Here is a 14,403-nt window from a genome sequence, read left to right on the forward strand (position 1 = left end):
GACACAGACCTTACGACGCGCGCGTAGAAACGCGCACGGAAATGCGTGTCGTGATATTAAGTACTCTCAACGGCGAAGATCCGGCCCCGGTGGGCGGAGCCTTCGAAAGACGCATGGTTCGGGGGCGGTTGAACTGATGGAGCGCTTCCAGATACTGGCCCTCGACGGTGGCGGCTTTCGCGGCATGTTCTCTGCCGCGGTCCTGGCCCGCCTCGAAGAGGATCTCGGTGTCCGCATCGCGGACCACTTCGACCTGATCGCGGGCACCTCGACAGGCGGAATCATCGCGCTGGGCCTCGGACTCGGGCTGTCCCCGCAGCAGATCCTCGAGTTCTACACCGAGCACGGGCCCCGCATCTTCCGGGACCGCAGCCGCATGCGGGGCCTGAGGCACCTGGTGCGCGCGAAGTACGGCACGGAGCCGCTGCGCGCGGCCCTCACCGAAGTCTTCGGCGACCGGACCTTCGGCGAGAGCACCAAACGCCTGGTGATCACCTCTTACAACATCGCCGCGGACGACGTATACCTCTTCCGGACCCCGCATCTGCCCGGTCTCAAGCGCGACTGGCGCGAGAAAGCCGTCAACGTCGCGCTGGCCACCTCCGCCGCACCGACCTACCTGCCCGGGATGCCTCTGGACGGAGCACGGCTCGTCGACGGCGGTGTCTGGGCGAACAACCCGGCCATGGTCGCGCTGACCGAGGCGGTGGGCCCGCTGGCCGTGCCCCTCGACGCGATCCGGGTGTTCAGTCTCGGAACCACCACGGACGTCCGCCGCCGCCACCACCGTCTCGACCGCGGCGGTCTGCTGCCCTGGGCCGGCGACGCTGTCGAGGTGCTCATGCGCGCACAGAGCGAGAGCGCGGCGAAACAGGTACGCCATTTCGTCGGCAAGGACAACGTGCTCCGCCTCAACCCGACGGTCCCCACCGGCGCTGTCGCCCTGGACGACGTCGACATCAAAACCCTGTCGGGATTGGCCGGGCACGTCAGCCGCGACGCCTCCCCGGCCATCCACCGCACCTTCTGCGATCACCACGCAGCGGCATTCGTCCCCCTCTACCCCGCTCGTAAGGAAATATCGTGAACGCGTTCCATCAGACGCGGGACAACACCGACTCGCTCGAACAGATGCTGTCCATGCTGCTCGACGGCGCCGTGGAAGTCCTCGACATCTCCCCGGATCTCCACGACACCGCGGTCCGGCGCTACAAGGAGGTCGGGGCCTGGCTCGCGGAGAACGGCAGCCCCGGATGGGAGATCCACTCCCAGGGCTCCTTCCTCCTCGGTACCGTGGTCCGCCCCGGCACGGAGAGCGGCGAGTACGACATCGACCTTGTCTGCCGACTCCCGCTGAAGCAGGAAAGCACGTCGAAAGAAGGACTCAAGCAGCGCGTAGGCGACCAGCTCGTCGCCTACCGGGGATGGAAGCAGCGCCAGGGCCACACCGACGGGCCGGACAGCCTCGAGGCCCGTCGCCGCTGCTGGACCCTCGGATACCCGGGCTTCCACCTCGACGTCCTGCCCGCCATCCCCGACGAGGACCACCCGCCCACCGGCATCCTCCTGACGGACAAGAACCTCCACAAGTGGCAGCACAGCAACCCCCTGGGCTACGCGGACTGGTTCCGCAAACGCTCGGAACAGTCCCGCGCCCTTCTCGAAAAGCTGCACGCCAACGTCGCGGAGGTCCCCGAACATCACATCCGCAGCACCCTGCAGCGCCTCGTGCAGATCCTCAAGTGGCACTGCATGCTCTTCTTCGCCGAGGACACCGACAACCGGCCGCCGTCCATTCTCCTGACCACACTCGCCGGCCGCGCCTACCGCGGTGAAGACGACCTGTTCACCGCTGTCCGCAACGTGCTCGCCGCCATGGCGCGCTTGATCGAAAATCGCGAAGGCCAGTGGTGGGTTCCCAACCCCGCCCACGAAGAGGAGAACTTTACCGACAAATGGAACGAATATCCTGAGCGGCGCCGGAAGTTCCTTTCCTGGTTCGACGAGATCAGCACGACCATGGACGGCCTGTCCCTCATGGAGTCCAAGGGCCTGGACGTGGTGTACTCCCGTCTCGTCAAATCCTTCGAGGCCGGCCCCATGATGCGCTCCTACGAGCGCTACGCGGCCCGTGAGAAAGCCTCCACCGTCCAGCGGATGAGCCCCACCGGACTGCTCTCCGCGACGGCCGTCGGTCCCCGCAGGAAGCCGAACACCTTCTATGGCCAGCATCCCGGCCCGCGCGGTTAACCTCGGCCGCCAGATGGCCGCGATCAAAGCGGTCATCCCCGGCGTCCAGGCTGCCGTACGAGGTGGTGAACTCGTCTGCACGTTCACCCTGCAGCCCACTACTGCGAGCAGGAACTACACGGTACGGATCGTCTACCGCCACCGGCGCAGACCACGCGTGACCATCACTGATCCGCCGCTGGCGCTGCATCCCAACGCCACGGCTCTCCCGCACGTCTACCCCGACGGCGACCTGTGCCTGTATCTGCCCGGAGAGTGGAACGAGCACATGTTCCTCTCGAACACGATCCTGCCGTGGACCTCAGCATGGCTCCTGCACTACGAACTCTGGCTGGTCCTTGGACGCTGGACCGGAAGCGGCGACGACCACGTAGTGCCGCCACCCGCGAGCCGGATCCGATAAGTGATCGACGGCCGCGTTCTCCTCCTCTGGCCAGGTGGGGATCTACCCCACCCTCAGCCGCACCCCAACTGCAACGGCGAGGCTTGACAAAGGAACGCATGATGCCGCCGCATGGAAGCTCCAGCCGGCGGCATCGGGAACGACGAGCTGGCATTACCCAGCCTCGACCAACGCCTCGAACTCCAGCGGTAGAGCGAGCTCCGTCTCCAGGTTGAACACGGAATCCATCACGGTCCGCAAACGATCTGGCGCGTCCGGCATCACGTGGGCGTAGGTTTGGTGAGTGATCTTCGGATCCCGGTGTCCGAGCCACTCGGCCATATCCGTCACCGGCACGCCCTTAGACAGGCCAGCAGACGCGAAGAAGTGGCGTAGCCAGTGGGGGGTGATGCTCCTCGTGGTGATCCCCGCAGCCGTCCGGGCCTTGCGCCAGAGCCGGTCCACGAGGGAGTACATCAGGATGTTGGTGCGCCCCACATTGGCGAAAAGGTAGTCACCCGCCATGCGATTGAGTCCCTTCTCGATGCGGAGGGTGCCGTATCGTTTGATGTGCTCCTTGACCTTCGTTGCGATGGTGCGCGGCAGCGGGACCGCCCGGCCTTCGTCTCGATCTCGCCACTTGAGATGGCGGATGGTGTGGGCACGACCGCGGCCCTTCGTAATGGCCTTCTGCACCTTGGTCTGCGCTTCTGCGTTCTCGCCGTCCTGCGTGATCTGGCGATCCACGTAGAGCGTTCCGGCTTCGAAGTCGAACTGCTGGAGGCTAACGGCACTTGCCTCACCGATTCGCAGACCGCACCCAGCCATCAGCCAGACCAGCAGCCGGTACGGCCCTGGGAGGTTTTGCGCTATCGCCTGCACCTCGACCAGCGTCGGCAGGCGGATGGTCTTCTTCGCCCTGCGCTTGGCGCGCCTGCGAGCCGTACGAACGTGATGGCACGGATTCTTCATGATGTAATCGTTGGCGACGGCGAAACTGAAGACCCCGCTGAGCGTCTCGTACCGATTGATAGCGGTGCTCTCTTCATAGCCGCGCTCGTCGACCATCCACGTGAGCCAAGCCTGCAAATCTTTTGCCTTCACAGCCCCGATTGGTTGGGACTTGAAGTACGGCTCCACGTGGAGCCGCAGGCTTGTCTCATATTGATATCGCGTACCACTGACCCGGTCGCCAGATTTGATAAATTCCCGGTACACCGCGACCAGCGGCGTCAGGAGTCCAGTCGGACCTATGTAGGTGCCGAGGTCCTTTTCCCGTTCGACCTTGGCGGAAAATGTATCCGCCGGCCCTTTCTTGTCAAAGGACTGCTCGCGCTGACGTCCAGTGCGGCCTCCCGGTTCCCGGTACCGAACCGTCCACGGATGCCCGCATCGAGTCACGACACACGGGTAGAACTTACTCTTCTCATCTTCCTTGCACTTCTGGAACACCCGCGCCAATTTAACCCCCTCGCCGAACCATTCATACGTGAATTCGCTGCCGCTTATCCGTACTTTGATTCCAGGTAGGCAATTACATCGCGCTCCCGGAATCGCAAAAGACGTCCGACTTTCTGGGGCCGGAGCCCCCAGGACCGATACTTGTTCTTGATTGTCGTCTCGCTCACCTTGAGCCAATCAGCCACTTCTGCGGGCGTCAGAATTCTGTAACTACCCCCTTGGGTCAATTCAGTTTCCCTTCAGCGGTGCAGCCTCATCCGCTGATGCGCCTACGCCTAGCCACCACGAAACAGGCACAGGGGAAATCGGGATTCTTCGATGGGCCATCTACACACCTGTCCAGTTCTGCCGCTGCTCGCCTAGCGAGGAGCGGGTGTGGGCCTTGGAAGCGTCCGCACTCGTTCCACCGCCAAGCAGCCGGTGCGGGCGACAACAACTGTCCGCAGAAACCCCGGTTTCGCTAACCGGGGATCGTCGGCTATAAAGCGCTCAGCGCAGCGACTCCCCTGCCACGTTGGCCGCCGTTGAGCCCATCAGGGCGCCAGCCGGTACGACCGAGTTGCGGGGTGCGCGCCGTCAGTGACGAGCGCCAGCCAGCAGCCCCTCGTCGGTGAGTAGATGGAGGTTGCGCGCTCGGAAGCACCGACGCCTTGGGCAAAATGCTGGGTCGCCGCTCCGGGGTGGACCGCGATGTGCGCGAGGACCCGCTCTATCCCGGCAGTAGCCACGTTGCACGAGGTCCTCGCCGAACAACCCAACCGCGCAGACGCAGAAGCAGAGCTCCGTAGGCACAGCCCGTAATCGTCACGCTCCTGGGCGGTCCACGCATTCAGGGCGCCGAGCGCCAAGAGGATTTGGGCAGTGAAACGGGCAGATCGGCGAGCAGAGTTCGATAGGTGAGCCTCCTTGCAACGGGCCTCTGGGAGCAGCGAGACCGAGTAGGACGAGGTGTGGGGCTGCCGTGGTGGCCGGCTTGTCTGCCGGTCGATTCCAAAGCCCGCATCTCCTCGCTGACCTGGTGTTTTCCGGGGAGGTTGTAGGTTGACATGGTCCCGGAGGAGGTTCCAGTCCCTTGGGGCTCTTTCTCGTCTGCTGTGGGCGAATGCCGTGCAGACACCCAGCGCGAGACGGCCCTCTACGGGCGGGAGAAGAGCGCCAGCACCCCGACGCAGCCTCCGCGGCACCTCCGTGGACAGAACACCTAGCCGTCTCCGGCTGGCTGGGCAACATTGACGTTCACCGCCGTGCCAGCCTCCGAGGCGAACACGGAGGCGATGGCCTGGCTTGGCACCCGTGTCGTCGTACCTGGAGTGCCCGGAACAGGCGGTGTGGCAGTCCCAGAACGGAACGCGCACAGACGTCGCCTGCCGACAGCACTTCAAAAGAGAGGGGCTGGAAGCAGCCTTCTTTCCCGACCGTGGATCGACTGTCAGTGCCGTCTGTCAGGGTATGCGTATTGCGAGGCGAGATGAGGGGCGGCATTGGTGTTCCAGCGTGATGACTCGGGAGTCTCCGAGTCATTCGATCTTGATTCATTGACGGTGGGCGACCGCCTGCGACTGTTCAACTTCACCCAGCGTGATGATCACGTGGCGTATCTGTGGGTGCTGCGGGCGATGAACGTACTGCGGGCCGTACACCAACTGCAGGTCCACCCCGACGATGTGGCGAGCGCGCTTAACGAGCTCGCGATAGCACATGATGAGGTGCCGTCCGCTGGAGACTTGAACCTGCGGGCGATGCTCGACAACCTCTCCGCGGACAATGAACAGGTCCTCTACCGCGTGGAGGACGCGGCTCGGTGCGGCAATTTGTCCGCATACCGAAACCGGCAGTCGGTCTACCAGTTCACAGAGATCGGTTACCGCGTCTACTCCGCCGTGGAGGAGGTCATCGGCTCCCGCGTGCAGGACGCGAACCTGTCACGGCTGGTCTTCGCCGACATCCTGGCGGACTTCCGGGCGCTGGCGGCCGCGAACCGGGAGGGCGACCGGGACGAGGTGTACCGCAAGCTCGCCCGCCTCGACAGCGTGTTGGAAGACATGACGCAGCGGGCGGCGCGTTTTTATCTGACCCTCAACGACGTATCGCGTACGACGGACGTCTCCCCGGAGACGTTCCTGCGCTACAAGCACGCGTTGCTGGCGCACATGAGTGAGTTCACGGCAGAGCTGGAGCGCTACGCGCCCCGGCTGGCCGAGGCTGTGTACGAGGTGGAAGACAGCGGGGTAGAGACTCTGCTGGAGCGGGCCGCCGCAGTAGATGAGCGGCCTATGATGCGTCCGGCCGCGCGGCTTGAGGACTGGCGGCGGCGCTGGATGGGACTGCGCCAGTGGTTCTTGGCGGAAGGCCCTGGGGAGACCAAGGCCGCCCAGTTGCAAGGCGCTACCCGCACCGCCATCTCCGGAGTCATCGCCCTGCTGCGCCAGGTGACGGAATCGCGTCGCGGCGGGGTGAGCCGAACCACCCAGTTGCGGCATCTCGCCGCCTGGGCGGCCGGGGCGCCGGATGAACAGGCGGCTAACGCCTTGGTGTCCGCCGCCTTCGACCTGCGCTCCGTGCGGCATCTGTCGGGTGCTCACGACGATGACGACCAGATCTCGCCACGAACGACGTGGTGGGATGCGCCCGGGGTTGAGGTCAGCATCAGCCTGTTCAGGCATGGCAAGCGGCCGGCACCGGGTGGCCCACAGCCGGTCCGTACGAGCCGTGGTGCCCATGCCCGGCTGCGGGAGCAGCAGTTGGTGGATCGGGCCGCGGACCGGGAAGCCGCCACCGATCTTCTGGACCATGGGCCCCACGACCGGGTGCTGAACCCGGCGGAGACCCGCGCCGTGCTGAAACTGCTGACCCGTGCCCTGCAGGCCCGGACGGTCGTCGCGGGCCGACTGCGATCGGGCACCGGCAGCAGCGACGTCCTGACACTGCGCCTGGTCCCGAGCGAGCGGGGCAGCCAGCTGCGGACCGAAACCGGCACGCTGCACCTACCTGGCTTCACCCTGGAGATCAAACCCCACGGTGGGATGCGCCGACGCCGAGCGGAGACGTTCTGATGCCCGTCCATCGCGTAGCCGCCTCCGTGGAGCCCGTGGACCTCGGCTCGTACCAGCAAGCGGCCCGGCTCATGCTGCTGCACGGCGTCATAACCGAAAGCTACCCGCGGGCCAAGGCCCTTTCACTGGTACTGCAATGGGCCGACGAACTGGCCAAGGATTTCCGCGACCTGTTCGGCTACTCCTTGCAGACCAGCGCCCGTCACGCACGGCTGCTGCGGCGGCTGGACACCTTCGACGCCAGCCAGGCGTTCCTCACGGTGAAGAGCAAGAAGGCGTTCGGCCGGCGCCGGCTGGCCTACCTTTGCCTGATCCTGGCGTGCCTTCACCGGTCACGGATCGAGATCAACCTCGCTGATCTCGTCAAACTTCTCGCGCCCTCCGCCAATGCGATCGAGCACCTTGGCTTTGATGCGACCGCACCGGGTCACAAGGATGCGCTCGTTGACGTGATGGACTGGCTGGTGGACCGCGGTGCGCTGCGGATCTCTGACGGGTCCATGGAGGAATGGGCCCGTGACCACGACCGTGGTGACGCGCTGTTCGACATCGACCACGACACCTGCGCGGCGCTCTTCCGGCCGAACAAGCCCCTGCAGCATCTGGCCAGCGCTGCTGGCCTGCTGGACACGCCGACCGCCGGCACCGGCCGGGACCCCCGTCGGCGGCTCGCTGCCCAGCGAGCCCGGCGGCTGCTGATCGAGTACCCGGTGGTCTACTTCGGCGATACCGACGCGGAGACGGCGATAGCGCTGCGCCAGCCGACCCTGGCTGAGGACATCGCACGGCTGACCGGGTTGCCTGTCGAGCGCCGGGCCGAGGGGATCATGCTCGTCGACACCACCGGGCACTTCACCGACAAGCGGTTCCCCGGCCGCGGCGGAGCCGTCAACCGCACCGCCGGGCTGATGCTCGCGAAGATCGCGGACCTGCGAGAGGACCCGGATCGAGCCGGCAGTCTCCAGTACCTGCTGCCCGCCGACCCGATGGAGGAACACGCGAACCTGCTGAGCCGCATCGATATGGCCCTGCCCCAGGCCGGCACGCTCGACGCCCTGGCTCACGACCCCCACGCGGACACCAGCCAGCACGCGAACGACGCCGATCCGGACGCCCCAGAGCAGGAGGGGCAGACGGGCTTGCCTCTCGTGGAACACGGCAGCCTGGACCAGATGATCACCGAACTCTATGGAGAATTCGGCCCCTCCTCCTTCACCAACAAGTGGCAGGCCGATCCCGGCGGGCTGCTGGCAGAGGCCATCACGCTCCTGGCAGAGCTGCGCCTTGTCCACATCGTTCCCGGCGGAATCCTGGTGCGCCCCGCGGCCGGCCGCTACCGCAACATCACCGCCGTGCTGCCACGTCCCGCGCTCGACGGCCAGTTCGCTCTCGACTTCCCCGCTGAGGAAACCTCTCGATGACGCTCATCCCTCATTCCCGCACCCCTGACCAGCCGGAGGTTCGATTCAAGCCCACGCGCGCCGGCGTGATCGGCCTCTGGGACTACACCGATGAGGAGTTCGTCTTCGCCGACGGCCGCCTGGTCCTGCGCGGGCACAACGGTTCCGGCAAGACCAAGGCCCTCGAAGTGCTGTTCCCCCTTGTGCTGGACGGTGTCCTTGACGCGCGGCGTCTTGATCCGTTCAGCGGCGAGGAGCGGACGATGAAGTCGAATCTGCTCTACAAGGGGCAGGAGTCCGCTTACGGCTATGTATGGATGGAGTTCGCCCGCACCGGACACGATGATGAGGTCTTCGAAGCCGTCACTGTGGGCATCGGTATGCGGGTAACCAAGCCCATGTCCACGCCGGCCCGCTTCTTCTTCGTCACCGAGGGCAGGGTCGGCATCGACTTCGGCCTGCTGGACGCCGCCTCGCGCCCGCTGCGGGAGAACGCCCTGAAGAAGCTGCTGGGCGAGGGGGCCACCTACGCAACGGCGGAGGCATACCGTGAGGCGATCGATGACCGGCTGTTCGGGCTGGGCCGCGAGCGCTACAACCAACTGGTCAATCTTCTGCTCCAGCTGCGGCGCCCTCTGCTGGCCAAGGACCTCGACCCGGTCAAGGTGTCCGACACCCTCACCGCCGGGCTTCGCCCCGTCGATGACGCCCTCGTCCTCCAAGCTGCCCGCGACTTCGAGAACCTCGCCGAGATCCAGGCGCTTCTCAACGCTCTCATGGGGGCAGATACCGCGGTCCGCAACTTCCTGCGTGAATACACCAGTTACCTGCGCGTCCATGCCCGTGACCGCGTCGACCATATCTTCGGGCGCATCCAGGACACGGCCACCCAGTGCGAGACGATCATGGGAGCAGCGGGCGACCGCCGCACCGCTGGGCAGCAGCTGACCGCGGCACAGCAGGAGCGGGATAGCAGCGAACGCCGGTGCAATGAGATCGACGCCCGCCTGACCGAGTACAAGAACCATGACGCCATCAAGAAGCAGGACGGACTCAAGGAGCTGCGCGAGCGCGTACGCGCCGAGCGCCTGGGTATCGACGATGGCGAACGCCACCTCAACCGGGCTCAGGAGAGTTTGGCCACTCTCAAGCGAGAGGCTGACCGCGCCCTCCAACGGCATGATGAACTGCGCAAGACTGCCTCCCGGCACACCCACGACCTCCTGGACGCGGCGCGGCGTTGCGGCATCGTTTACGACGACGACACGCTGGATTTCGGTGCTGAGCTGGACACGCATATCTCGGGTCGGGTTGCCGCGCGCCGCAGCGAACTGCAGGACGTACAAGATCTTCTCGACGCCTTCGAGGACGCCGCGAAGGACCAGGAACGCGAGCAAAAGCACTGTGACGCGGCAAACGGTGAGCTGACGGAGGCCGAGCGGCAGTCCGCCGCAGCGGACGAGAAGCTCACCATCGGTCGCGTCGAGGCCGGCCGCGAGCTGGACGACTTCATCGGCCGCTGGACCGGCAGCGACGACACCGCCGTCCTGGTCGCCGCCGACGGTAACGAGCTGCACGCAGCCATCAGCGCCGTAGGGGAACCCGAAGCGGCCCCGCTACCGGAGACCTTCCACACCCTCGCCGACCGGCGCCGCACCAGCGCACTGACCCGCGTCGAGACGTTGAAGCGGCAGCACCAGGAAATTGCGGACGCTCTGCGAACCAAGCAGGCCGAGCGCGACACCGTGGCAGCCGAGGGCGACGATGCACCCCCGTCCAGCGACCTGCGTCCTGCCAGCCGCGATGAGCGGCCGGGCGCTCCGCTGTGGCAGCTCGTGCGGTTCGCCGATCACATCTCCGACGGCCACGCGGCTGCGGTGGAAGGCGCCCTGTACGCAGCTGGCCTGCTCACCGCCTGGCTTCACCCCGACGTTGAGCTGACCGACCAGGCACTGCACGACAAGGTCGCCGATGCCTATCTGCGCCCGCTGGTTTCTGCTCGGCGGCCCACCGGACGCACCTTGGCCGATGTCCTGGTCGTCGAAGATCAGCCGCACGTCAGCTCTGCTGCCGTCCAGGCCGTCCTGGCCTCCATTGCCGTAATGGACGACGCCCCGGCAGCGGCCGATGCGCTGTCTGCTCCCTCCGTGACCACGGGGTCGCACTTCTGCCTCGGCGTCCAGGTCGGTGCGCATCCCAAGGCTCAGCCGGAGTACATCGGGGCCACCGCGCGGGCTGCCCGCCGACGCGAACGGCTGGACAGACTCGATGAATCCATCGCCGCCATGGAAGTTGAGCTCGCCGGCATCGAGGAACAGCAGCGGTACGCGAACGAAGCATTCGACGACTTCGACCGCGCCAGGCGTGAGCTTCCCCGCACCCAGGCAATCATCGAAGCGGTACGCGAGGTGGCGGTAATGGCGGAGAAGGTCTCCGGAGCCCGCCGCCGCCTCACCGAAGCGCGCAAGCGACTCGACGGGGCGATCGCCCGGGCCCACGAGAAGAACCGCCAGCTTCGGCATGCCGCCACGGCCGCGCAGCTGCCCACGCATCGGGAGGAGCTGGACAACGTCGCCCAGGCCATCGATGACTTCGCCGACGCCGGCAAAGGACTCTCCACCTGCCGGGAGCAAGCCGGTGCCGCCGAGCGCGACATCGCCGGCCGCAAGGAGATCATCGACGAGCAGACCGAGTCCTGCACAGAGCAAGGCGAGACACTGCAGGCGCGCAAGGACGAGTTCGCCGTTCAGGAGGAGCGTCTGCGGACCCAGGAGGCAACGCTCGAAGCCCCTCTGCAAGAGATCCTCCAGCAGATCGCGGAATCCGAGAAACAGCTCGCGGAGGCACAGACGACCTACGGCCGTGCGAAGAAGGACGCGCAAGAGCAGCGAGACCGGCTTCTGAAGGCCGACCATGCCCTGGAGTTCGGCCGTGCAGCGCTGGCCACGGCCGTAGCCGAGCAGGTGCGCACCACACTCACGCTGGAACCGTACGCCCGGCCCGACCTTCTCGGCCTGCTCGAAACAACCACCGACACCGTCTGGCTACCGCACGACATGTGGCCGAGTCCCGAGCAGGCAGTCCAAGCCCTCATGAACAGCCTCACCTCACCCGATACCTCTCTCACGGCCACAGAGGCCGCCCGGAGCGTCGTCCCCGAATCCGTCGTCTCAACGATCACCGCGCTCGACGAGGCGACCCGTGGTCGCCCGATCACCGCGAGCCTCCTGAAGACCGTCACGACAAAGATCTCCACCGCCATCACCACGCTGGAGTCAGCCCTGCTGGAATCCGACCAGGGCTACCTCTTCGAGTGGGAGCCAGCCGGCGACATCATCCTGGCCAGGGTCACCGACAGCGAAGGACCCGCCCCCGTAGCGGACTTCGGACGCCGTCTGGCCGAACAGCTTGCCGACCAGAGTGTGCTGCTGGAAGACAAGGAACGCACCGTCCTGGAGGACGGGCTCCTGACCGGACTGGCCCAGCAGATCCACGACCGCACCATCGCCGCACGCGACCTGGTCAAGAGCATGGACGCCGATACCCGAGCCAAGCCGATGTCCTCCGGCGCGACGGTTGGCATCAACTGGGTCGTCTCCGACGCCCTAACCGACTCCCAGCAGGCCGTCAACAGGCTGCTCGACAAGGACGCCTCCGGCCTCGGCCCCGCTGGACTGGCCGAACTCCGCTCCCACCTGCGCAGCCAGATCCGCGCCAAGGCCGCTGCCGACAAGAAGCGCAGCTACCAACAGGTGATCGCCGAAGTCCTGGACTACCGCGCCTGGCGCAGGTTCGAACTCCGCCTGTTCCGGCAGGGCATGAGCCCGGAGGAGAAGAAAAAGGGGGAGGTTCTCACCAAGGCCAAGCACAGCGTGATGTCCGGCGGTGAGAAGTCCGCCTCGATCCACCTGCCGCTCTTCGCCGCCGCCCACGCCCAGTACAGCTCCGCATACCCCACCTGCCCGCGCCTGATCGCGCTGGACGAGGCATTCGCCGGCATCGACGAGAAGTACCGCCCCGACCTTCTCGCCCTCACCGCCAAGTTCGACCTCGACCTCTTCATGACCGGCTATGACCTGTGGATCACCTACCCCGAGGTGCCACAGATCTCGCACTACGACATGAAGCACGACGAGGCATCCCACACCGTCTCCGCCATGCTGCTTGTCTGGGACGGCGAACAGATCCTCGATGACCTCGAATATCCCGGATCCGATGACCTGGCCGCAGAACTCCTAGGCTTCGCACCCCGCCGCCACGTCCCCGAGCAGGTAGGACTGCTCGGTGACATCCCCGACGACGAGCCGACGAGCGACGACGTCGAGGAATCAGAATGACCAAGGCCGCAGAGGCATACGAGCGCTACCAGGGCCCCGAGTTCCGCCGCCTCATGACCGCTGCCCGGCGCTCGCTCGAGCGCAACGGCGGCGAGATCAAGGGCTCCATCGGCCTCACCACCCCGACCCCTGCCGAACGCAACGCAGTCATCGGCATCACCGGCACCTACCGCTCGGCCGACGTCCGCCGCATCACCATCCCTCTCACGACACTGGAGGAGAGCGTCCGCAATGTCGCGGGCCTGTCACTCCGCGATGTCCTGGAACGGATCGGCCCGGAGCTGCGCTTCCGCGCCGATGAGCGGACCACCCTCGAACAAGCGCGGCAGAGCGTCCTGGCCGTGGGCGAGACCAGCCCGCTGCACACCGAGCACCCCTGGTACCGGCAGTGGCTGGCTGGCCTCGCATCCGACGGCACGATCACCGGGCTGATCAACAAGGAGGACACTCGCCTCCTCAGCCAGGCTGTCCGCGTCCTAGAGTTCCTCTACAACCGCCCCAGCGGATCACCCCCGGTAATGCTGCCGTCACTGGCCGACACCATCACGGGAGACACCAAAGCTCTCAACCCCGGCCACGGCTCTCTGTCGAACCTGGTCCTGCGAGCCCTGGCCATGGCACGCGGAATCCCGCTCGGATCAGGAGCCGAGTCCCGACGCGAGTTGTGGGACGCGTTCGACGTCATCGTCGACGACCTCGCCAGCCGCGTACTCGTCCTCAACCTCCCCGCGACCGGGCAGGGGCTGGGCCAGTGGCTCACCGATGCCGCCCGCTACGGCACCCCTTTCCACATCACCCTCCACCAGCTCGTCACCCTCCCGATAGCTGTGAACCTGCCAACGGTGTACGTCTGCGAGAACCCCGCCGTCCTCCGCCGGGCAGCCGGAGAGCTCGGCACAAACAGCCCGCCGCTGATCTGCGCCGAGGGACGTCCTTCCACCGCCTTCCACCGCCTGGCCCGCGCAATCGTCAGCAACGGCGGCGTCCTGCGCTACCACGGAGACTTCGACTGGCCGGGCATCGACATGACCAACCAACTCTGCACCCGCTACGGGGCACGCCCCTGGCGCATGACGGCAGCGGACTACCTCCTCGGTGTCCGCACCGACGTCGACCACGTCCCACTCAAGGGCCAGCCACAGGAGACGCCCTGGGACCCCACGCTCGCCCAGACCATGGGGACGGAGAACCGCGCCGTCTACGAAGAGGCCGTCGCCGACCTCCTCCTGTCCGACTGGAGATCCGCAACCGAAAGGGAAGACGGAAGTCCATAGGCCATAGGCCCACGGAAGAGTCCTCTCCTGCCTGAGGAACAAGCGCGTACTTAGCGACCACGGATCACTCAAACACCGCTTTCAAGCCAATGTCGGCACCTCCGCCTCACTGGGCACTGCAAACGACAGATCATGGTCAGGCACCTCCGCAGCCCCCGGAGCAGGGCCGGTTACCAAGAGTGTTCAAATACCAGGCAAACTGATGCCAGATGCGGACCAAGGCATATGTACGGGAAGGCGTGGACG

9 protein-coding genes are annotated in these 14,403 nt (G+C 66.0%); 7 read left to right on the plus strand and 2 right to left on the minus strand.

Annotated elements, in window-relative coordinates; genetic code table 11:
* The first annotated feature begins 136 nt into the window (after nucleotides 1-136).
* From C8250_RS08960 to C8250_RS08970, 3 genes are read left to right on the plus strand one after another with little or no spacing between them, the layout of a single operon-like run.
* Nucleotides 137-1,087: a CBASS cGAMP-activated phospholipase gene (locus C8250_RS08960; protein ID WP_138357974.1), complete on the plus strand. Its 951-nt coding sequence runs from the start codon at nucleotides 137-139 to the stop codon at nucleotides 1,085-1,087.
* Nucleotides 1,084-2,250 (plus strand): nucleotidyltransferase, encoded by a 1,167-nt coding sequence (locus C8250_RS08965; RefSeq protein WP_244809044.1) that lies wholly within the window; start codon nucleotides 1,084-1,086, stop codon nucleotides 2,248-2,250. Before C8250_RS08960 ends, C8250_RS08965 begins: the two co-directional genes overlap by 4 nt.
* Entirely contained in the window at nucleotides 2,222-2,653 is a 432-nt protein-coding gene (locus C8250_RS08970; RefSeq protein WP_138357972.1) for a hypothetical protein, read from the plus strand. The genes C8250_RS08965 and C8250_RS08970 overlap by 29 nt, the downstream gene beginning before the upstream one ends.
* A gap of 153 nt (nucleotides 2,654-2,806) precedes the next feature.
* Here the strand turns inward: C8250_RS08970 and C8250_RS08975 are convergent, their stop codons facing one another.
* Together C8250_RS08975 and C8250_RS08980 are read right to left on the minus strand one after the other, a co-directional pair.
* Complete coding sequence (locus C8250_RS08975) at nucleotides 2,807-4,084, minus strand: site-specific integrase (protein ID WP_138357970.1); 1,278 nt, start codon at nucleotides 4,082-4,084, stop codon at nucleotides 2,807-2,809.
* 53 nt (nucleotides 4,085-4,137) lie between these two features.
* Nucleotides 4,138-4,320 (minus strand): helix-turn-helix domain-containing protein, encoded by a 183-nt coding sequence (locus C8250_RS08980; protein ID WP_138357968.1) that lies wholly within the window; start codon nucleotides 4,318-4,320, stop codon nucleotides 4,138-4,140.
* 1,257 nt (nucleotides 4,321-5,577) lie between these two features.
* Here C8250_RS08980 and C8250_RS08985 point away from each other — a divergent pair.
* Genes C8250_RS08985 through C8250_RS09000 form a run of 4 tightly spaced genes read left to right on the plus strand, consistent with a single transcriptional unit; the run spans nucleotide 5,578 to nucleotide 14,157 of the window.
* Complete coding sequence (locus C8250_RS08985) at nucleotides 5,578-7,146, plus strand: TIGR02677 family protein (protein WP_138357966.1); 1,569 nt, start codon at nucleotides 5,578-5,580, stop codon at nucleotides 7,144-7,146.
* Nucleotides 7,146-8,567 carry a DUF2398 family protein gene (locus C8250_RS08990; RefSeq protein ID WP_138357964.1) on the plus strand — a complete coding sequence of 474 codons (1,422 nt, stop codon included), beginning with the start codon at nucleotides 7,146-7,148 and terminating at the stop codon, nucleotides 8,565-8,567. The genes C8250_RS08985 and C8250_RS08990 overlap by 1 nt, the downstream gene beginning before the upstream one ends.
* The gene (locus tag C8250_RS08995; protein ID WP_138357962.1) at nucleotides 8,564-12,883 is read left to right on the plus strand and encodes a TIGR02680 family protein; all 4,320 of its coding nucleotides are present in this window, start codon (nucleotides 8,564-8,566) and stop codon (nucleotides 12,881-12,883) included. The genes C8250_RS08990 and C8250_RS08995 overlap by 4 nt, the downstream gene beginning before the upstream one ends.
* Nucleotides 12,880-14,157, plus strand: coding sequence for a TIGR02679 family protein (locus tag C8250_RS09000; protein ID WP_138357960.1), 1,278 nt, complete (start codon nucleotides 12,880-12,882; stop codon nucleotides 14,155-14,157). The genes C8250_RS08995 and C8250_RS09000 overlap by 4 nt, the downstream gene beginning before the upstream one ends.
* Nucleotides 14,158-14,403: the final 246 nt, after the last annotated feature.

This window comes from Streptomyces sp. So13.3, from assembly GCF_005860785.2.
GTDB lineage: Bacteria > Actinomycetota > Actinomycetes > Streptomycetales > Streptomycetaceae > Actinacidiphila > Actinacidiphila fildesensis.

Coding starts and splice junctions, on each gene's coding strand:
- C8250_RS08960 (WP_138357974.1), top strand. CDS start 137: ATGGAGCGCTTCCAGATACTGGCCCTCGACGGTGGCGGCTTTCGCGGC.
- C8250_RS08970 (WP_138357972.1), top strand. CDS start 2,222: ATGGCCAGCATCCCGGCCCGCGCGGTTAACCTCGGCCGCCAGATGGCC.
- C8250_RS08990 (WP_138357964.1), top strand. CDS start 7,146: ATGCCCGTCCATCGCGTAGCCGCCTCCGTGGAGCCCGTGGACCTCGGC.
- C8250_RS09000 (WP_138357960.1), top strand. CDS start 12,880: ATGACCAAGGCCGCAGAGGCATACGAGCGCTACCAGGGCCCCGAGTTC.
- C8250_RS08995 (WP_138357962.1), top strand. CDS start 8,564: ATGACGCTCATCCCTCATTCCCGCACCCCTGACCAGCCGGAGGTTCGA.